General features: G+C 70.8%; 18 protein-coding genes and 1 tRNA gene. 14 read left to right on the forward strand and 5 right to left on the reverse strand.

Annotation, left to right across the window (positions count from 1 at the left end; all coding sequences use genetic code 11):
* Positions 1-151: 151 nt before the first annotated feature.
* Complete coding sequence (locus ACFVDP_RS34710) at positions 152-787, reverse strand: DUF461 domain-containing protein (protein WP_383498452.1); 636 nt, start codon at positions 785-787, stop codon at positions 152-154.
* Between the two features lie 799 nt (positions 788-1,586).
* Here ACFVDP_RS34710 and ACFVDP_RS34715 point away from each other — a divergent pair.
* The 10 genes from ACFVDP_RS34715 to ACFVDP_RS34760 all read left to right on the forward strand — a co-directional run bounded on the left by ACFVDP_RS34715 (position 1,587) and on the right by ACFVDP_RS34760 (position 12,342).
* Entirely contained in the window at positions 1,587-2,069 is a 483-nt protein-coding gene (locus ACFVDP_RS34715; RefSeq protein ID WP_003953493.1) for a CarD family transcriptional regulator, read from the forward strand.
* 252 nt (positions 2,070-2,321) lie between these two features.
* Positions 2,322-3,071, forward strand: coding sequence for a 2-C-methyl-D-erythritol 4-phosphate cytidylyltransferase (gene ispD / locus ACFVDP_RS34720; protein WP_383498454.1), 750 nt, complete (start codon positions 2,322-2,324; stop codon positions 3,069-3,071).
* The gene (gene ispF, locus ACFVDP_RS34725) at positions 3,061-3,594 is read left to right on the forward strand and encodes a 2-C-methyl-D-erythritol 2,4-cyclodiphosphate synthase (RefSeq protein WP_383498456.1); all 534 of its coding nucleotides are present in this window, start codon (positions 3,061-3,063) and stop codon (positions 3,592-3,594) included. The genes ispD and ispF overlap by 11 nt, the downstream gene beginning before the upstream one ends.
* 119 nt (positions 3,595-3,713) lie before the next feature.
* Positions 3,714-4,277, forward strand: a complete 564-nt coding sequence (locus ACFVDP_RS34730; RefSeq protein WP_383498458.1) for a GNAT family N-acetyltransferase — start codon at positions 3,714-3,716, stop codon at positions 4,275-4,277.
* A complete protein-coding gene (locus ACFVDP_RS34735) occupies positions 4,277-5,740 on the forward strand; it encodes an ABC transporter substrate-binding protein (RefSeq protein WP_383498460.1) in 1,464 nt (487 codons plus the stop codon). Before ACFVDP_RS34730 ends, ACFVDP_RS34735 begins: the two co-directional genes overlap by 1 nt.
* Positions 5,737-7,512, forward strand: a complete 1,776-nt coding sequence (locus ACFVDP_RS34740; protein ID WP_383498462.1) for an ABC transporter permease subunit — start codon at positions 5,737-5,739, stop codon at positions 7,510-7,512. Before ACFVDP_RS34735 ends, ACFVDP_RS34740 begins: the two co-directional genes overlap by 4 nt.
* A gap of 84 nt (positions 7,513-7,596) precedes the next feature.
* The gene (locus ACFVDP_RS34745; RefSeq protein WP_383498464.1) at positions 7,597-8,001 is read left to right on the forward strand and encodes a PPOX class F420-dependent oxidoreductase; all 405 of its coding nucleotides are present in this window, start codon (positions 7,597-7,599) and stop codon (positions 7,999-8,001) included.
* A gap of 149 nt (positions 8,002-8,150) precedes the next feature.
* Positions 8,151-9,551, forward strand: coding sequence for a cysteine--tRNA ligase (gene cysS, locus ACFVDP_RS34750; RefSeq protein ID WP_383498466.1), 1,401 nt, complete (start codon positions 8,151-8,153; stop codon positions 9,549-9,551).
* An 86-nt stretch (positions 9,552-9,637) separates the two neighbouring features.
* A complete protein-coding gene (rlmB, locus tag ACFVDP_RS34755; RefSeq protein ID WP_383498468.1) occupies positions 9,638-10,588 on the forward strand; it encodes a 23S rRNA (guanosine(2251)-2'-O)-methyltransferase RlmB in 951 nt (316 codons plus the stop codon).
* A gap of 140 nt (positions 10,589-10,728) precedes the next feature.
* On the forward strand, positions 10,729-12,342 hold the full coding sequence (locus ACFVDP_RS34760; protein ID WP_383498470.1) for a DoxX family protein: 1,614 nt from the start codon (positions 10,729-10,731) through the stop codon (positions 12,340-12,342).
* A gap of 85 nt (positions 12,343-12,427) precedes the next feature.
* Here the strand turns inward: ACFVDP_RS34760 and ACFVDP_RS34765 are convergent, their stop codons facing one another.
* The 3 genes from ACFVDP_RS34765 to ACFVDP_RS34775 form a co-directional block, all read right to left on the reverse strand.
* The gene (locus ACFVDP_RS34765; protein WP_383498472.1) at positions 12,428-13,183 is read right to left on the reverse strand and encodes an NDP-sugar synthase; all 756 of its coding nucleotides are present in this window, start codon (positions 13,181-13,183) and stop codon (positions 12,428-12,430) included.
* A 65-nt stretch (positions 13,184-13,248) separates the two neighbouring features.
* Positions 13,249-13,707 carry a hypothetical protein gene (locus ACFVDP_RS34770; protein ID WP_111665424.1) on the reverse strand — a complete coding sequence of 153 codons (459 nt, stop codon included), beginning with the start codon at positions 13,705-13,707 and terminating at the stop codon, positions 13,249-13,251.
* A 209-nt stretch (positions 13,708-13,916) separates the two neighbouring features.
* Complete coding sequence (locus ACFVDP_RS34775; RefSeq protein ID WP_383498474.1) at positions 13,917-15,053, reverse strand: ABC transporter ATP-binding protein; 1,137 nt, start codon at positions 15,051-15,053, stop codon at positions 13,917-13,919.
* Between the two features lie 215 nt (positions 15,054-15,268).
* Here ACFVDP_RS34775 and ACFVDP_RS34780 point away from each other — a divergent pair.
* The 4 genes from ACFVDP_RS34780 to ACFVDP_RS34795 all read left to right on the forward strand — a co-directional run bounded on the left by ACFVDP_RS34780 (position 15,269) and on the right by ACFVDP_RS34795 (position 17,249).
* A tRNA-Thr gene (locus tag ACFVDP_RS34780) sits at positions 15,269-15,342 on the forward strand.
* Between the two features lie 435 nt (positions 15,343-15,777).
* Positions 15,778-15,987 (forward strand): helix-turn-helix transcriptional regulator, encoded by a 210-nt coding sequence (locus tag ACFVDP_RS34785; RefSeq protein ID WP_383498476.1) that lies wholly within the window; start codon positions 15,778-15,780, stop codon positions 15,985-15,987.
* A complete protein-coding gene (locus ACFVDP_RS34790; protein ID WP_383498478.1) occupies positions 15,959-16,363 on the forward strand; it encodes a hypothetical protein in 405 nt (134 codons plus the stop codon). Before ACFVDP_RS34785 ends, ACFVDP_RS34790 begins: the two co-directional genes overlap by 29 nt.
* 118 nt (positions 16,364-16,481) lie before the next feature.
* Positions 16,482-17,249, forward strand: coding sequence for a transposase (locus ACFVDP_RS34795; protein WP_383498480.1), 768 nt, complete (start codon positions 16,482-16,484; stop codon positions 17,247-17,249).
* 236 nt (positions 17,250-17,485) lie between these two features.
* Here ACFVDP_RS34795 and ACFVDP_RS34800 read toward each other — a convergent pair whose 3' ends face one another.
* Positions 17,486-18,547 (reverse strand): serine hydrolase domain-containing protein, encoded by a 1,062-nt coding sequence (locus ACFVDP_RS34800; RefSeq protein WP_383498482.1) that lies wholly within the window; start codon positions 18,545-18,547, stop codon positions 17,486-17,488.
* Positions 18,548-18,604 lie beyond the last annotated feature (57 nt).

An 18,604-nucleotide genomic window follows, 5' to 3' on the forward strand; every position in this document is an offset into this window, starting at 1 on the left:
CCCCGGCCTGATGTGGCCGTGTTCGTTGTCTTGGGCAAAAGGTGAGATTGGGAGCCTCGCGGGAAAAAAAAAAAAAAAAAAAAAAAACCCCCCCGGGGGCAGCCCCCAGCGGGACCCCCCCCCCCGGGGCGTTACGGCACGTCGTAAGGGCTCAGCGGCCCGTGGCGGACTCCGTGGCCGTCGCGGACGACGTCGCGGAGTTCGAGGCCGTGGCGGACGACGACGGCGACGTGGAGGTCGACTCCGAGGCCGACGGGGACGGCGTCTGCGGCGCCTCGGTCGGGCCCCACTTCTCGAAGTAGCTCTCGGCCGGCACCACGAACGCCTTCAGCTTCACGTCACCGGCCTGGCTGAAGGAGAAGGTGATCGGCTGCGCGTTGCCGTCGAGGACCGCGGTGCGGCTGTTGGGCAGCTCGGCGGAGGCGTTGCCCTTGCCGCCGAGGACGACGGAGCCGCCGGCCGGGACCGTGATGGTCGAGCCGCCCTTGGCGTCGGTCAGGGTCGCGGTCTTGCCGACCCCGTCGACGGTGATGCCGTCGAGCTTCTGGTCGGACCTGCCGTTGTTGAAGACGGTGGCGGTGACGACGGCCGGGCCCTTGGAGGTGCGGTCGGGCTGGGTGATCACGGTGGCGTTCTGCACCTTGATGTCGCCGACCGACGTCGCGGCGTTGTCCGGCTTCACCTCAAGCGTCTGCGCGTTGTGGCCGGCACCGCACGCGGCGAGCGAGGCGATCGAGAACGCGATGGCGGCGGCGGCGAGGGCGCCGCGTCGAAGGCTGCTGCTCACGGCGGCGGCTACTCCTTGAACGTGGGCGGGACAGACGGCTTCACAGGATGTAAAGCCGTCCTAAGGGTCTGTCAGCGGCCTTAGATTACCGAGCCGTTCTCACGCCATCGCACCCGACCCGCCCCTAGGGCCTGTCTTCGAACTCCCCTCGTCGCCCGGAGGGCGGCTCCGCGGCGTCTGGTGCGTGCTCTCGGCGTGCCGGGTGCAAGGCCTCGTACTGGACGTACTTGGGTTTGTGCCCGGTGCGGCGAGAGTGCGTGCCAGGCGTCGCGGAGCAGAGGGGAGTTTGAAGACAGGCCCTAGCGGCCGTCGGCTCGTCGCAGGCCGTCGCACACGCACCGGACATCGCGTGTTCCTCACCGTCACCAATGGCCCCTTGTTCGTCATTCGCATAGGGCCTGTCCAGCGGTGGGTACGGATTTCCGGTAAGGAATGCATGGGGGTACGGAAAAACGATCACCCGGCCACGGGAAACGCGGTGATCAATTCCTGATTCGGCTCGAACGGAGCTCAGTGCGCCCGAACGGAGTAGCGGAAGTCTCCCGTCCCGAACCTCACAAACCGGGACGTTCGACCCCTTGGACGTCTGTTCAAGGGGCTGTAACGTTCGCGTTTCTCCTTCGTCGGACAGCTGCTCCGACCTGCGAATACCCCGCTCCTCTTCCGTCCGCGGACCCCTTCGCAGCACGTTCCTGTTGTTGTTGTCAAGCCCCGAGATATGCCCTGACCTGCGAAAACGCCATTCAGAACCCGCAGTTTCCGTGTTACCCTGGATAGCCACGGAAGGGGTACCTGTCACATGACGTTCAAGGTTGGCGACACCGTGGTCTATCCCCATCACGGGGCCGCGCTGATCGAGGCTATCGAAACTCGCCAGATCAAAGGCGTGGACAAGACCTACTTGGTGCTGAAGGTCGCCCAGGGCGACTTGACGGTACGTGTGCCAGCGGACAATGCGGAGTTCGTCGGCGTGCGTGATGTGGTCGGTCAGGACGGGCTCGACCGGGTCTTCGAGGTACTGCGCGCGCCGTACGCCGAGGAGCCCACGAACTGGTCGCGCCGCTACAAGGCAAACCTGGAGAAGCTCGCCTCCGGTGATGTCATCAAGGTCGCGGAGGTTGTACGTGACCTCTGGCGTCGTGAGCGTGAGCGCGGACTGTCCGCGGGTGAGAAGCGCATGCTCGCCAAGGCTCGCCAGATCCTGGTGAGTGAGCTCGCTCTCGCGGAGAACACGAACGAGGACAAGGCCGAGGCCCTGCTCGACGAGGTCCTCGCGTCCTGACGCGCCGCTGCGCGGGATGAGCGCGTAGGAAACAAATGCCGTGGTGCCCGCTGACCCTTATGGTGTCGCCGGGCGCTGCGGCATGCTTGTATCCGCTCGCCCCGGGATGTACGTCGATGTGCCGTCCCCTGATGTGCCGGGCCCGGACAGCAGGCTCGACCGGTGTCACGGAAGGGGTCCGGTCAAGGCGTCGCGCCCGGCACGATGTGGCCATACCCACCACCCCCGAGCGTACAAACCTGAACGGAACCGATGTCTGACGAAACGCGTCCCGTTGTCGCCCGAGCACGCACCGCGGCCGTGATTCCGGCCGCCGGCCGGGGCGTACGCCTCGGTCCGGGCACCCCCAAGGCGCTCCGCGCGCTGAGCGGCACCCCGATGCTGATCCACGCCGTGCGCGCCATGGCGGCGTCCCGCTCCGTCTCCCTCGTCGTGGTCGTCGCCCCGCCCGACGGCGCGGCCGAGGTGAAGAGCCTGCTCGCCGACCACGCGCTGCCCGAGCGGACCGACTTCGTCGTCGTGCCCGGCGGCGCGTCCCGCCAGGAGTCCGTGAAGCTCGGGCTCGACGCCCTCCCCGACGGCATCGACATCGTCCTCGTGCACGACGCGGCCCGGCCGCTGGTGCCGGTGGACACCGTCGACGCGGTCATCGAGGCCGTACGGGACGGCTCCCCGGCCGTCGTGCCCGCGCTGCCGCTCGCGGACACCGTCAAGGAGGTCGTGCCGACCACCGACGGCAGCCCCGAGCCGGTCGTCGCGACCCCGTCGCGGGCCAAGCTGCGCGCGGTGCAGACCCCGCAGGGCTTCGACCACGAAACGCTCCGGCTGGCGCACGACAGCGTCACCGAGGACGTGACCGACGACGCGAGCATGGTGGAGCAGCTCGGGCTTCAGGTCGTGCTCGTGCCCGGGCACGAGGAGGCGTTCAAGGTGACCCGCCCCCTCGACCTCGTCCTCGCCGAGGCCGTGCTCGCCCGCAGGAGGGCCAACGATGGGTTCTGACCAGCAGCCGGTCCAGCAGCCGTTTCCGTACGTGCTGCCGCAGGTCGGGATCGGGACCGACATCCACGCCTTCGAGGAGGGGCGGGAGATGTGGTGCGCCGGGCTGAAGTGGGAGGCCCCCGACTACACGGGCCCCGGGCTCGCCGGGCACTCCGACGCCGACGTCGTCGCCCATGCCGCCTGCAACGCGCTGTTCTCGGCCGCAGGGCTCGGTGACCTGGGCCAGCACTTCGGCACCGGGCGCCCCGAGTGGTCGGGGGCGAGCGGGCTCACGCTGCTCGCGGAGGCGGCCCGGATCGTGCGGGACGCGGGATTCGTGATCGGCAATGTCGCGGTGCAGGTCGTCGGCCCCCGGCCGAAGATCGGCAAGCGGCGCGACGAGGCGCAGAAGGTGCTGTCCGAGGCCGCCGGAGCGCCGGTCTCCGTCTCGGGCGCGACCACCGACGGGCTCGGCTTCCCCGGGCGCGACGAGGGGCTGATGGCGGTGGCGACGGCGCTGGTGGTGCGGGCCGGTACCGCCTGACCTGCACGGAAGCCGCCCCGCCCCCTTATTGCGCATTACTTGCAGTTAGCATGTCAGGGCAGGATGATCGGCTCGCGTGACGCGGGCCGATCAGGGCTCGGACGACGCGAAGGCAGGCAATGGGCGACTACGTGATCCGCGTGGCCGGTGACGGCGATGTGGACGGGGCCCGTGCCGTCATGCTGGACACCGTGTACCGCGACCTGAAGTCCGGCTACGTGCCGCGCTGGCACGCCGACATCATCGACCCGGCCGGCCACTACCTGCGCCCCGAGCGCCGCACGCTGCTCGTCGCCGAGCACCTGCCCAGCGGTGAGATCGTCGCCACCGGCGGGGTGCGGGACCGCGGTCCGGCCGCGCCGCCCAACCCGCGATGGGTCGCCGACCGCTTCCCGTCCGGCTCCACCGCCCAGCTGTGCCGCATCTACGTACGCCCCGAGCACCGGCGGCACGGCCTGGCCCGCGCCCTGGTGCGCGAGTTGACCGCCTTCGTCGCGGGCGTCGGCGGCTACGACGCGATCTACCTGCACACCGACCCGGCCGTGAGCGGCGCCGAACCGTTCTGGCGGGCGCTCGCGAGCGAGGTCTGCGACGAGCGCGAGCTGCCCGGCGGCGGACAGGGCATCGTCCACTTCGAACTGCCGCTGCCCGCCGCCGTGCCCGTGCCCCTTCCCGTCGGCTGATGCGCCGCCGTGGCTTCCTGCTCGCGGCGGCCGGGCTCGGGTTCACCAGCGCCTGCGGGGCGTTCACCGGCACCGCGCGCGGCGGCCGGCTCGGCGTCGACCTCGCCTTCGCGCCCACCCAGGGCCTGTCCCCGTACGGCGACGACGGTCTGCTGCTGAGCCGGCTCGCGGTCGTCGACGGGCTGACCCGGATGGACGCCGATGGCGTGATCCATCCCGCGCTGGCCGCGAAGTGGACCCGTACCACCGCCACCACCTGGGAGTTCACCCTGCGCGCCGCGCGCTTCCAGGACGGCCGGGACGTCACCGCCGCCGCCGTCGCACGGTCCTTGACCGAGGCCGGGCGGGCGAAGGTCACCCCGCGCGTCCTGAGCGACGTGAAGCTGACCGCCGAGGCGGTGGGGGAGCGGACCGTGCGGATCACGGCCGGGGACGCCGATCCGCTGCTGCCCGCGCGCCTCGCGAACCCCTCGCTCGCCGTCTTCTCGCCCGCCGCCTACCGGACGGGCGGGACGGTGGACCCCGTCGGCACCGCCACCGGCCCGTTCGCCCTGACGAAGGTGAACGGGGCGGTGTCCGCGACGCTCGACCGGTTCGACGGGCACTGGCGCGGCCGGGCCGCCGCGCGCGGCCTCGACGTCACCTTCGTCGCCGACAACAACGCCCGCGCCAACGCGCTGCGTTCGGGCCAGATCGAGGTCGCCGAGTTCGTGCCCGCCGCGCAGGCGCTGGTGCTCGGCGGCCGGGCCCGGCGGGTCGCCACCGTGCGCACCACGACCCTGTACCTCAACACCCGCAGGGGCCCGCTCGCCGACCCCGGGCTGCGCGCCGCCGTCCGCGCGGGCGTCGACACCAGCGCGCTGGCGAGCAGCGTCTACGAGGGATACGCGGAGCGCGCCGACGGGCTGCTCGGACCCGGGTTCGCCTGGGCCGACGGCAAGCGGCTGCCGGTCACCGGCCGGGTGGCGGCCACGGCGCCGCGCGGCCGCACGCTCACCCTCGCCACGTACACCAACCGGGCCGAGCTGCCCGAGGTCGCCGCCGCGCTCGGACAGCAGCTGAAGCGGGCCGGGTTCGGGGTGCGCCTCGTCGTCAAGGACTACGCGCGCCTGGAGGCCGGGGCGCTGGACGGCGACTACGACGCGTTCCTGATGTCCCGCTCCACCGCGCTGGACACCGGCGACCCGGTCTCGTACCTCGCCTCCGACTTCACCGGCGGCGGCAGCTTCAACATCTCCCAGCTGCGCGACGCCCGCGTGGACGCCGCCGTGCGCGACGCCGCGGGCCGCGAGGGCGCGGCCCGGCAGCGCGCCGTGCTCGCCGCCGAGGCCGCCGTGCTGCGTACCGACGCCGTCGTGCCGATCGTCCACGAGGAACACCTCCAGGGCGTCGGCGCCGGGGTGCGCGGCGTCGTCCTCGACCCCTACGAGCGGCAGTTCATCGGCCTGGAGACACGCGCGTGAGGAAGCTGAGTCCGACGAGCCTCAAGGTGGGCGCGGGGCGGGTCGCCGCCGCGGGCGGGCTGCTCGCGCTCACCGCGCTGCTGCCCTGGCTCACCCGCACCGACCCGGCCCTGACCGTGCTGCACGCGCGGTACGGGGACGCGCCCACGACACCGAAGCAGCTCGCCGAGGTGCGCGACCAACTGGGGCTCGGCGACGGCCCGTTCACCTTCCTCGGGCAGTGGCTGCGCGGCCTCGCGCACGGGGACCTCGGCACGTCCTGGGTGACGGGCGCCGACGTCGGCGCGGACGTCTCCGCCGGCTTCCACGTGTCCGTGTCGCTGATGGCGTACGCGATGGTGGTCGCCGTCCTCGTCGCGGTGGCCGTGTGTCTGCCGGCCCTGCGCCGCGGCCGGGCCGAGCCTCCGAACGGCGTGGTCGCCGGGGTGCTCGCCGCCCTCCCCGAGTTCCTGCTCGCCTCCGTCCTCGCGACGCTGTTCGCCGTCCGGCTCGGCTGGTTCCCGGCGCAGGGCTGGGCCTCGCCCGCCTCCGCCGTGCTGCCCGCGCTCGCCCTCGGCCTGCCCGCGGGCGCCGTCCTCGGACGGCTCGCGCAGGACGCGCTGCCCACCGCGTTCGCCGAACCCTGGGTGCGCACCGCCCGCGCGAACGGCATGCCGCGCTCACGCATCGCCCGGCACGCGGTGCGCCGCGCCCTGCCCGCCGTGCTGCCGCAGGCGGGGCTCACCATGGTCGGCCTGACCGGGGCGGCGGCCGCCGTCGAGGCGGTGTTCGCCATCCCCGGCCTCGGCGGCACCGCCGTCGCCGCCGCGCTCGACCTCGACCTTCCGCTGCTCCAGGGCTGCCTCCTCGCGCTGCTCGCGCTCGGCGTCGTCGCGGCCGTCGCCGTCGAACTCGTCCGGCGACGGCTGCTCGGCCCCGCCCTGCGCGCGGGTGCGCTGCCCGGCGCCGCTCCGGTGCGCGCGGGCGGGCGGGCGGCCACGTACGCGTCGCTCGCCCTCGCCGCCGCCCTGCTCACGGTGCTGGTCTGGGGCCTGACCCGCGACCCGCTCCAGGTCGAGCTGACCGCCCGCCTCGCCCCGCCGTCGGGCGCCCACCCCTTCGGCACCGACGCGCTCGGCCGCGACGTGCTGGCCCGGCTCGGCCACGGCGCGCTGCGCACCCTGGCCACGGCGGCCGCCGTCTGCGCCGCCTGCTGGATCGTGGGCATCGCCCTCGGCCTCACCCGCTGGGCCAAGGGCCCGGCCGAGGTCGCCAACGCGCTGCCCGCGATCCTCGCCGGGCTCCTGGTCACCGGCCTGTTCGGGGCCGGGCAGACCGGCGCGGCCGTCGCCGTCGCCGCCGTCGGCTGGGCCCCGCTGGCCGCGCACACCGCGGCGCTGGCCGAGACGGAACGGGCCTCGGGCCACGTCGAGGCCGCGCTCGCCCAGGGCGCGGGCCGCCCGCACATCCTGCGCCGCCACGTCCTGCCCGGCGTCCTCGGCCCGGTCACCCGCCACGCGGCCCTCCGCCTGGCCCCCACGACCCTCGCCCTCGCCTCCCTCAGCTTCCTGGGCCTGGGCACCCAGCCCCCCACCCCCGAATGGGGCCGCCTCCTGATGGAGAACCTCCCGTACGCGGAGCGGGCCCCATGGGCGGTACTGGCCCCGGCGGCGGCCTTGGCCTGCGTGGGCGCCCTGGTGGCCTTGGCGGGCCGAAGGCCCCTCCAAGGGCGCAGGGCTGTGTTCATCGGCGGCTCCGCCGAGCCACGACGACGCGGCAGTCGCCGTGGGTGACACCCGGCCGAAATACCGGGCCCGTGCGGTGTGTTGCCGCAGGATCGGGTATTCGTCCGCAGTCTCACGAGAAGGAGTGAAGCCATGTCCGCCCAGCTCTCCGACGAGCTCAAGGCCCTGCTCGACAGCAAGGTCTTCATCGGTGTCGCCACCATCCAGCCCGACGGGAGCCCGCAGGTCTCCCCGGTGTGGGCCAAGCGCGACGGCGACGACGTGCTGTTCTCCACGACCGTCGGCCGCCGCAAGGAGAAGAACCTGCGGCGCGACCCCCGGGTGACGGTGCTCGTGCAGCCCGCCGACAACCCGTACGCCTACGCCGAGATCCGCGGCACCGTCGAGATCACCACCGAGGGTGGTCAGGAACTCATCGACGAGCTGTCGCTGAAGTACACCGGGAAGAAGTACGCGGAGTTCAACGCGTCGTCGGCCGACGACGCCGAGCGGGTCGTCGTGCGGGTCCGTGCCCGGAAGGTCGTCGGGCGGGTCTGAGGTTCGTGGGGGTTCGCCTCTTTTGGGGGACTGCGTCCCCTCGCTCCCGCCGGTTCGTCGTCGAGTGACGCGTCGCGGGGGCCGGGCGCGCAGTTCCCCGCGCTCCTGAAGGGGCGCCCGCACTCCCTCGGGGCTACTACCCTGGAGGCGTGACTATTCGCCTGTACGACACCAGCGCCCGGCAGATCCGTGACTTCATCCCGCTCACGCCGGGCTGTGTCTCGATCTACCTCTGTGGTGCGACCGTGCAGGCGGCCCCGCACATCGGGCACATCAGGTCGGGGCTCAACTTCGACATCATGCGGCGCTGGTTCGCGTACCGCGGCTACGACGTCACGTTCATCCGCAACGTGACGGACATCGACGACAAGATCATCAAGAAGTCGGCCGAGCAGAACCGGCCGTGGTGGTCGATCGGGTACGAGAACGAGCGGGCGTTCAACGACGCCTACGACGCTCTCGGCTGCCTGCCGCCGACGTACGAGCCGCGCGCCACCGGCCACGTCCCCGAGATGATCGAGATGATGCGCGGGCTCATCGAGCGCGGTCACGCCTACGAGGCCGACGGGAACGTGTACTTCGACGTGCGCTCGTTCCCCGGCTATCTGGAGCTGTCGAACCAGGAGCTCGACGGGCTGCGCCAGCCGCCCGAGGAGGGCATCACCGGCAAGCGCGACCCGCGCGACTTCGCCATGTGGAAGGCGACCAAGCCGGGCGAGCCCAGCTGGGAGACGCCGTGGGGCCGCGGCCGTCCGGGCTGGCACCTGGAGTGCTCGGCCATGGCCCACAAGTACCTGGGCCCCGCCTTCGACATCCACGGCGGCGGCCTCGACCTGGTCTTCCCGCACCACGAGAACGAGATCGCGCAGGCCAAGGCCTTCGGCGACGACTTCGCGAAGTACTGGGTGCACAACTACTGGGTCACCATGGCCGGCGAGAAGATGTCGAAGTCGCTGGGCAACAGCGTCCTCGTCTCCGAGATGGTCAAGCACTGGCGGCCGATCGTGCTCCGGTACTACCTGGGCACCCCGCACTACCGCTCGACCATCGAGTACAGCGAGGAAGCGCTGCGCGAGGCCGAGTCGGCGTTCGCGCGCATCGAGGGCTTCATCCAGCGCGTCACCGAGCTGGCCGGGGGCACCGTCGCCCCGGCCGCCGAGGTGCCGCCGGCCTTCGCCGAGGCGATGGACGACGACCTGGGCGTCCCGCAGGCGCTGGCCATCGTGCACACCGCCGTGCGCCAGGGGAACTCCGCCCTCGCCGCCGACGACAAGGAGGGCGCCGTCGCCCGCCTCGCCGAGGTGCGCGCCATGCTCGGCGTCCTCGGCCTCGACCCGCTCGACGCCCACTGGGCGGGCGACCTGGGACAGGGCGAGGACCTGCACGGCGTCGTCGACAGCCTCGTACGGCTCGTGCTCGACCAGCGCGAGGCGGCCCGGGCCCGCAAGGACTGGGCCACCGCCGACGCCATCCGCGACCAGCTCGGCCAGTCCGGGCTCGTCATCGAGGACAGCCCGCAGGGGCCGCGCTGGACGCTCGGCCCGCGCTGAGCGCACCCTGAAGTGTGCCGTCCGACGCACGGGGCGGCACACTGGCATATACGTACACACATTCGTCGTAAGAGAACAGGTAGGTCATGGCCGCCAACAACAACCGCCGCATGTCCGGCAAGAAGGGCGCGCAGGTCGGCAGTGGCGGCCAGCGACGCAAGGGGCTCGAGGGCAAGGGCCCGACCCCGCCCGCCGAGATGCGCAAGAAGCACAAGAAGAACCGCATCGCGACGGCCCAGGCCAAGCGCGCCCAGGGCCGCCCCACCAGCCGCACCGGCGGCCCGCGCGGCAAGTCCACCTCCGAGATGGTCGTCGGCCGCAACCCGGTCGTCGAGGCGCTGCGCGAGGGCGTGCCCGCGAGCACGCTCTACGTCCAGCAGTTCATCGACAACGACGAGCGGGTCCGCGAGGCGCTCCAGCTCGCCGGTGAGCGCGGCGGCATCCACCTCATGGAGGCCCCGCGCCCCGAGCTGGACCGGATGACCAACGGGCTGAACCACCAGGGCCTCGTGCTCCAGGTGCCGCCCTACGAGTACGCGTTCCCGGAGGACCTGGTCGCCGCCGCGTTCGACGAGGGCCAGGACCCGCTGATCGTCGCCCTCGACGGGGTGACGGACCCGCGCAACCTGGGCGCCGTCGTCCGCTCCGTCTCCGCGTTCGGCGGGCACGGGGTCGTGGTGCCCGAGCGGCGTGCCGCCGGGATGACCGCCGGGGCCTGGAAGACGTCCGCCGGTGCCGCCGCGCGCACGCCGGTGGCTCGCGCCACCAATCTGACCCGCGCCCTTGAGCAGTACAAGAAGGCGGGCCTCGCCATCGTCGGGCTCGCCGCCGACGGGGAGGACACCGTGGGTGACCTCGCCGCGCTCGAAGGGCCCGTCGTCATCGTCGTCGGCAGCGAGGGGAAGGGTCTTTCCCGGCTGGTCGGGGAGACCTGTGACTACCGGGTCCGGATCCCGATGCCGGGTGGCGCCGAGTCGCTGAACGCCGGTGTGGCCGCGGGTGTTGTCCTCTACGAGGCTGCTCGGCGCCGGAGCTGATTCCCGGTCTCGTCGTCGGCTGCCGGCCGGTGGGGCTTCTCGCGCACCCGCAGTCGGCGACGGACCCGTGATGACCTTGACGGGGCCCGGACATTTTGGCGCAGTCAAGGCAGTGTCCTAAACACACATCACTCGGTTAGATGAGTGTGGACACCAGAACGCCCCGCACACCCTCGGGGGACCGCTCGTCGGGATTCGACGACGGCCCCGCGCTGAGCATGGTGAAGGTTCCGTGCGACCCGGCGCAGGTCATCGTCAACCACGCGAGTTTCCGCGTGCAGCTCCCCACGGCGCAGAAGACTCAACTCCCGCGCATCGCCCGGCACTTGTCCGCCGTCGACGCGGCGACCGCGCGCATTCCCGTGATCACCGCCGCCGGTACGCCGGCGGCCCGCCGACGCCCCGTCGTCATGAGCGGCGGCGCCTTCGCCGCCGACGGCCTGCTGACCGGCGCGCGCCGCCCCGGCGAGCCGGAAGCGGCCGGTGCCACGCAGGTCATCCCGCGCATCGACGTCGACGACCTGTACGCGGGCGAGCCGACCCAGGAGACGCCCGTCGTCGAGCCCGGCGCCCGGATCCTGCCCAAGATGCGGCAGTCCGGCAGCGCCTTCGAGGACTCCGGCGAGCTCGACCAAGTCCGCTACCGGGGCGACGAGTTCGACGGCCCCGACGACGGCGAGGACGACACCGAGAGCACCGCCGCCCGCCGCTACGGACCCGTCCGGCACGCCTATTACCCCGGGCGCCGGATGAACCTCGGCGTGGTGCTGCTCCCGCTGCGCGTCTTCCTCGGCTTCATCTCGATCTACGCGGGCATGGGCAAGCTCTGCGACCCCGTCTACTTCGACGGCGGCGAGCGCGGCTCCATGGTCAAGTGGCTCAACTCGCTGCACCCGTGGGAGCTCGCCGAGCCGCTGCGCGACTGGGCGTTGCAGCATCCGGTCGGCGCCGGACTCGCCATCGCCTTCTTCCAGGTCATCGTCGGCGTGCTCACGGTGCTCGGACTCTGGCAGCGGCTCGCCGCCGCCGTCGGCGTCCTGCTCTCCGCCGCGATCCTCGTCACCGTCAGCTGGAAGACCGTCCCCGCCTACGACGCGCCGGACATCATCTATCTCGCCGCATGGTCGCCGCTGATCATCGCCGGCGCCCCGGTCTACTCCATCGACGGACGACTCGCCTCACGTGCCTGGCGGCGGCTCGGCCCGCGCTCCACGCTCGGTGAGCTGCGCCGCTACGTCCTGCGCCGCGGCGCCGTCGTCGCGACCGTCGTCATCGGCCTCACCCTGCTGATCGGATCGCTGCTCGGCGGCGCCGTGCGCGACGCCGACCGGGTCACCGCCCCGGGCCCCGGCGACGCCCCGCACAACCAGCAGCCCGGCTCCCCGCTCCCCTCGGAGCCCGGCAGCACGAAGAAGCAGGAGCGGCGCTCGTCGAGCCCCTCGGCGTCCAACGCGCCGACGCAGGGCACCACGTCGAGCCCGTCCGGTTCGCCCGGCGCCGCCCGCGAGAGCGGCAGCGCCAGCGGGACGACCAGCACGCCGACGCAGGGCGCCACGGCGGGCCAGGCCCCGCCGCAGCAGACGACCCCGCAGCAGCCGCCGAGCAGCACCGGCGGCGCCCCCACCAGTGGTGGCGGGACGTCGGGTGGCGGCACGTCGGACGGCGGCACGTCGTCCAGCGGCGGCGACGGTGGTGGCGGCGGCGGTTCCGACTCCTCGGGCGGCAGCAAGCTCGTCGGCGGTCTCCTCGGCTGACCGCTCTTCGCCCGCTACGCCGATGGGGCCCCGCACGATCGTCGTGCGGGGCCCCATCGGCGTAGAACCATGGCAGGAGGGCCGCTCAACGGCCCTGTGCGGCCAGCTCCTTCGCGGCCTCCGTGAGGTCCTTCGCCGTGTCGATCGCCCGCCAGTACGCGCCCTGCGGGATCGGGAAGCCCGCGAGCCGCTTGGCGCGGGCCAGGCGCGGGAACGTCGTGCGCTCGTGGTCGCCGGTGGCCGGCAGGAGCGAGGCGAACTCGGGGGAGAAGACGTAGACGCCCGCGTTGATCAGGTACGGGGACGGCGGGGCCTCGATGAAGTCGGTGATGTGACCGAACGCGTTGGTCTCCACGACGCCCCACGGAATGCGCGGCCGGGCCAGGGCGAGCGTCGCGGTGGCCTCCCGCTCGTGGTGGAAGTCGGCCATCTCGCGCAGCGAGAACCGGGTCCAGATGTCGCCGTTCGTGGCGTACCAGGGCCGGTCGGGGTGGGGCAGGTGCCCGGCCGCGTACTTCAGGCCGCCACCGCGGCCGAGCGGCTCCGTCTCGACCACGGTCGTGACCCGCAGCGGGAGTTCGGCCTGAGCCAGCCACTCCTGGAGGACCTCGGCCAGATGGCCGCAGGAGACGACGGCGTCGGTCACGCCCTCCTCGGCGAGCCAGGTCAGCTGATGGCCGATGATCGGCGTGCCCGTGCCCGGGATCTCCACCATCGGCTTGGGGCGGTCGTCGGTGTACGGACGCAGCCGCGAGCCCTGGCCGCCCGCCAGGACGACGGCCTGCGTGGGCCGGTGCGGATACGAGTGCGGGCCGTGCGCGGCGGGTTCAGCGGTCGTCATGACCGGAACCCTACGTGCGCACGGCCCGTGGAGTGACTGGGGACTCGGCTGCGGTCAGCCGCCCGTCAGGCCCGGAAGCCTGCCACGCCGGTGGCGAAGGAGGTGTCGCAGACCGGGCGGGCGTACGACTGCGCGCGCGCCGGACCGTAGGCCTGCACGGCGGCTCGGCCGAGCGACTTCGCGATCGACATGCAGTACTTGGCGAGCGAGGGCCGCTGGTCGATCTCCTGCTGGAGGTGGGTGAGTGCCGTGCCCGGATCCTTCTCCTGCAGTTCGACGAGGAGACGGTCGCGCAGGACGTCCTGGGGGGCGCGCGATTTGGCGCGCGCCGACACGTCCTGTGAGGAAGCTGTGAGGACGGAGTCCGAAGAGCCTCCCGACCAGTTGACTCGGGTGACCGCGAGGGTTCCGGAGAGCACCAGCATCACCGGCAGGACGAACGCGAGCGTGCGGGCGGCGCGGCGGGCGGGGCCCCGGCCCCGGGCGCGGCGCGGCTTCTGGGTGTAGGTAGCAGAGTGCGTCACGCGAGTGAGCGTAGCGGTAGGTGATGATTTGGCGACATTTAGTCACTCGACTGAGCGACACGCAACTTGGTTTTGATGATGAGGTGTTGACGTCCGGTAGTGAAATGTCCGAGTTGCCGGGGTATTTGTCGACAACGTGGCCGAACGTGCGGAAGGGCCCCGCACCGAAGTGCGGGGCCCTTCCGGGAACTTCTGGGGGTTCAGCCGGTTCAGTCGGTGAGGCGCTCGCCCGTGGAGGTCGAGAACACGTGGGTCTCGCCCGGACGCGGCACGACGTGCAGCTGGGTGCCCTTCTCCGGCACCTGGCGGCCGTTGACCCGGACGACCAGGTCCTTGTGCTCGCCGTTGACCTGCGCGGCGCCGTAGACGTAACCGTCGGCGCCGAGCTCCTCCACGACGTTCACGGAGACCGCGAGGCCGGCCGGGGCGTCGCTCGCGTCCTTCGTGAGGGTCTTCGCGGCCTCGCCACCGTGCTCGACGATGTCGAAGTGCTCGGGGCGGACGCCGACGGTGACCGTGGTGTCGCCCTTGTCGGCGGCGGCCTTCAGGGCGTCGCGGTTGACCGGGACGACCGAGTTGCCGAACTTCACGCCGCCGTCGGTGATCGGGACCTCGACCAGGTTCATGGCCGGGGAGCCGATGAAGCCGGCGACGAACAGGTTGGCCGGGCGGTCGTACATGTTGCGCGGGGTGTCGACCTGCTGGAGCAGACCGTCCTTGAGGACCGCGACGCGGTCACCCATCGTCATGGCCTCGACCTGGTCGTGGGTGACGTAGACGGTGGTGATGCCGAGGCGGCGCTGGAGCGAGGCGATCTGCGTACGCGTCGACACACGGAGCTTGGCGTCGAGGTTCGACAGCGGCTCGTCCATGAGGAAGACCTGGGGCTCACGCACGATGGCGCGGCCCATCGCGACACGCTGGCGCTGACCACCGGAGAGGGCCTTCGGCTTGCGGTCCAGGTACTCGGTGAGGTCGAGGATCTTCGCGGCCTCTTCGACCTTCTGCCGGATCTCCGCCTTGTTCACGCCGGCGATCTTGAGCGCGAAGCCCATGTTGTCGGCGACGGACATGTGCGGGTAGAGCGCGTAGTTCTGGAACACCATGGCGATGTCCCGGTCCTTCGGCGGCAGGTGCGTGACGTCGCGGTCACCGATGCGGATCGCTCCGCCGTTGACGTCCTCGAGACCCGCGAGCATGCGCAGGGAGGTCGACTTTCCGCAGCCGGAGGGACCGACGAGGACGAGGAACTCGCCGTCCTCGATCTCGATCTCCAGGCCGTCGACCGCGGGCTTGGTGGAACCCGGGTAGACGCGGGTCGCCTTGTCGAACGTGACAGAAGCCATGGCTGTGAAGCCCCCTTCACCGGCAGGAACGTGCCGGACGATCCGTTGTAAAGAAGGTGATCCCCGCCGGGCGATCCCGGAGAGGTGTAGTCCACACGGGTGAACTGATCGGACGGTACCTGGCGGATGCCGGATCTGTCAGTAGTCCGGGGGCTGTGAGATTCGTCGAAATATTCGAGAGCGGGGGCTCCGGCTTTGGTTACACTGCTCGGGCTGCCTCCTTAGCTCAGCTGGTCAGAGCGCCGCTCTTGTAAAGCGAAGGTCGTCGGTTCGAATCCGACAGGGGGCTCAACGCATCACCTGGGACAACGGCCCCGCGATCTTGGATCGCGGGGCCGTTGACGGTAGCGGTTGACGGCAGTCGCCCTCAGCGACGTCGCTTCAGCAGGCGGTCCATGTGGCCCATGGCCTCGCGGCGGTCCCCGTCACTCGCGTGCGTGTAAAGGCTGTCCCGTAACGCCTGGCCACGCGTTGGATGATCCTGTGATGGCTGGTGTGACCACGCCGACGCAGCGTCCTGGATGGCTCCAGCTCGAACCGGGTTGGACTGCTTCACCGGGTTGGTGACCGTGGGCGATCTGGTTTCGTGCGGCTCGCGTTCGAGCTTGGTCTCGAAGCTCGCGGCAGGCGGCCCGCACGGCCTCCACCCGCTCCACACTGGTACGCAAGGCCGGAATGGAAAGCTAGCTTGACACCTAAGCGCAATGGAAAGCATGCTTTCCATGTGAGGAATGAGGTCAGGAAGCTGCGCTTGGCACGCGGGCTCTCCCAAGCGCAGCTCGGGGCAGTCGTCGGAGTCTCGCGGCAGACGATCAACTCCATCGAGGCCGAGCGATACACGCCGTCCTTGCCGCTCGCCTTGTCCTTGGGCAGGTTCTTCCAGTGCAAAGTAGAGGAGATGTTCCATGTCGACGGAGACACCACGCACGGCTGAGAGCTCGGCCAAGTGGTCCGTGCCCGCCTTCTTCCTCGGCATCGGTTTCATCTGCCTGGTGACCGCCGCCGTCGGTGACCATGTCGGCATCGGGCTCTTGGTGTTCGGGGTCATGGTGCTGTGCAGCCTGACCGTGTTCGAGCTGGCGCGCCGCAGCCAGAACTACCGCGAGGCTGTCGAGCATCCGGACGAACGCTCTCGCCTGATCAACGTGCGCGCCTGGGCCGGTGTGGGTGTGATCCTCACGGTAGGAAACCTGTGCGCTTTCATCGGCGACCTCGCGTCCGGTCGCACCGGCAATCCCTACTACTGGATGCTCATGGTGGCCGCGGTCGCCTACGTGGTGCTGATCAGGCTGCTGCGCCGACGCTTTTGAGGTTCGCATCAGGCCCGCACTGGGGCGGACGGCGGTCGGGCCCGAGGTTCGCACGCATAATCATCACGTATCTGAGGGCTGTCTCAGAATCCCTGCTCACGGGTGGGATGGCCTTGGGATGGCAGGTGTGATCACGACGTCGGAGCCTTCTTGGATAGCTCCGTTCACCGGGCTGAGTCCGCGCTGCTTCGCCAAGTCGGTGACCCTGGTGTGCCGGAGGACTGCGGAGGAACCGCGACGCGGCCGGCCGTGGGGTCTACCGCTGGATGATCGCGTGCTGCTGGTTGCGGCCTACTGGCGGACAAACCTGACGTTGCGCCAGCTCGCACCGCTCTTCGGGGTATCGAAGTCGGCAGCCGACCGGATTATCAATCCCCTCGGCCCGAAGCTCGCTCTCCAGCCGCGCAAGCGGTTCGCCCAGGACTCGGTCCTGATCGTGGCCGGCACCCTCGTGCCGGCCCGCGACCACAGCGTGGCGGAGCAGTCGAAGAACTACCGCTACTCGACCAATCACCAGGCCGTGATCGATGCCGACTGCCGATGCGTCGTCGTGGTCGGCCGGCCGCTGCCCGGCAACCGCAACGACTGCCGGGCCTGGTCCGAGTCCGGCGCTGAGTCCGCCGTCGGGAAGACGATGACGATCGCGGACGGCGGCTATCCGGGCACCGGTCTCGTCATGCCGCACCGCCGCCGCAAGGGCGAAGAACTGCCTGTCTGGAAGCAGGCCCACAACAAGTCGCACAAGCAGGTCCGCGCCCGCGTCGAGTACACCTTCGCCCACATGAAGACCTACAAGATCCTGCGCGACTGCCGCCTCAGAGGCGACGGCGTCCATCACGCCATCCTCGGCATCGCCCGCCTGCACAATGTCGCGCTCGCCGGATAGGCCAACGGGCGGTAGCGCAGCCGACTTTGCCCGCACTAGCTCCAAGATCAGTTACGGGACACGCCTTAGCCGACATCACCCCGCGTCCCAATTGTTCACGAGCAGGTCGAAGGCGAGCCGCCGTGATCACACCAGCCACTACGGGAGCATCCCACCTTGATCACTGTGCGGAGCCCGCCAAACTCTGGCGGAACATATGCCGGTCGCCCAGGAGGACTTGGCATGAGAGCGTGCGCCTACGGCCGCAGGCCGAGCTGTCGAAGGTCGTGGTAGAGCGCGTCAATGACACGCTGGTCACGACTGAGTCGGTCGGCGGCACCGGTGTTGCCGTTGAAATACAGGGAGACGGTGAGGCTGGCTTCGGGATCTGCGAAGACCAGGCATGCCGTTCCTCCCAACGCTCCAAACGACTCAGGTGATGCAGGCCCGAAGTTCTCAGCGGCGAGGACCATACCCAGTCCCCAGCGCCGGGCGCGGCCGGCGGATTCGTCGATCAGTGTGGTCGGTCGCTGATCCGTCACCAAGGCGGCACAGGTCTGGGGCGAGAGGATACGCCGGCCATGCTGTGTACCAGCCTGACGCACCATCTCGCAGATCTCTGCAAGATCACCGAACGGGCCCGCCATGCAGGCGCTGGGATACCCCATGCTGACGTCGAAGCGCGCAATGCGGGAGGCCATTTCGGCCGGGCCGAACCACGGCACGTCAACCACATCGGCGCCGGGAGGACCGCCCAGTCGAGAGGTCAGCCGCAGTGGCGCAGTGACCTGTTGGTGCAGGAAGTCCGGGAACGGTCGGCCGCTGCCTCGTCGCACGATCTCGTCGAGGAGCAGATACCCGGCGTGGCCGAGGTAGGCCGCTCGGGTGCCAGGCGTCCAATCGGGGTCGGCGTCACCGTTCAGGACCAGCTTCAGCAAGGCATGCCTGCCGTCGGAGAATCGTCGGCCGGTCTCACGGTCGACGGCCCGCAACGGCGCAGTGTGGGTCAGAAGGTGCTCGATGCGAATATCGTCCTTGCCGGGTCCGGTGAACTCGGGAAGGTGCTGTACGACGCGATCCTTCGGGTCCAGCAGGCCCAGTTCCCACGCGCGGGCAACGGCCACGGTCGCTGCCAGCTTCGATGCCGAGAACCACGGCACGACAGCGCTCGTTGTCATCATCTGAGTGGCATTGGCGTCACCGACAGCAAGGTCGAGGACCTCGACGCCGTCGTGCAGTACTCGCAGTGTGGCCCCGAGACAACGCCCCTGCGACACGACCTGGGCCAACGCGCCTTCAGCCGCATGAAATTGACTCATCGTTGCATCATGCACGCGCCGGTGCAGTAGGCGCAGCCCCTACGCGGGCGGCAAACA

It is taken from the genome of Streptomyces sp. NPDC057694, assembly GCF_042799415.1.
Taxonomy (GTDB): Bacteria; Actinomycetota; Actinomycetes; order Streptomycetales; family Streptomycetaceae; genus Streptomyces.

Excerpts from the sequence above, each read along its gene's own strand:
- ACFVDP_RS34715 (WP_003953493.1), top strand. The coding sequence starts at position 1,587 with ATGACGTTCAAGGTTGGCGACACCGTGGTCTATCCCCATCACGGGGCC.
- ispD (WP_383498454.1), top strand. The coding sequence starts at position 2,322 with ATGTCTGACGAAACGCGTCCCGTTGTCGCCCGAGCACGCACCGCGGCC.
- ispF (WP_383498456.1), top strand. The coding sequence starts at position 3,061 with ATGGGTTCTGACCAGCAGCCGGTCCAGCAGCCGTTTCCGTACGTGCTG.
- ACFVDP_RS34730 (WP_383498458.1), top strand. The coding sequence starts at position 3,714 with ATGGGCGACTACGTGATCCGCGTGGCCGGTGACGGCGATGTGGACGGG.
- ACFVDP_RS34735 (WP_383498460.1), top strand. The coding sequence starts at position 4,277 with ATGCGCCGCCGTGGCTTCCTGCTCGCGGCGGCCGGGCTCGGGTTCACC.
- ACFVDP_RS34745 (WP_383498464.1), top strand. The coding sequence starts at position 7,597 with ATGTCCGCCCAGCTCTCCGACGAGCTCAAGGCCCTGCTCGACAGCAAG.
- rlmB (WP_383498468.1), top strand. The coding sequence starts at position 9,638 with ATGGCCGCCAACAACAACCGCCGCATGTCCGGCAAGAAGGGCGCGCAG.
- ACFVDP_RS34760 (WP_383498470.1), top strand. The coding sequence starts at position 10,729 with ATGAGTGTGGACACCAGAACGCCCCGCACACCCTCGGGGGACCGCTCG.
- ACFVDP_RS34765 (WP_383498472.1), bottom strand. The coding sequence starts at position 13,183 with ATGACGACCGCTGAACCCGCCGCGCACGGCCCGCACTCGTATCCGCAC.
- ACFVDP_RS34775 (WP_383498474.1), bottom strand. The coding sequence starts at position 15,053 with ATGGCTTCTGTCACGTTCGACAAGGCGACCCGCGTCTACCCGGGTTCC.
- ACFVDP_RS34790 (WP_383498478.1), top strand. The coding sequence starts at position 15,959 with ATGTCGACGGAGACACCACGCACGGCTGAGAGCTCGGCCAAGTGGTCC.
- ACFVDP_RS34795 (WP_383498480.1), top strand. The coding sequence starts at position 16,482 with ATGGCAGGTGTGATCACGACGTCGGAGCCTTCTTGGATAGCTCCGTTC.
- ACFVDP_RS34800 (WP_383498482.1), bottom strand. The coding sequence starts at position 18,547 with ATGAGTCAATTTCATGCGGCTGAAGGCGCGTTGGCCCAGGTCGTGTCG.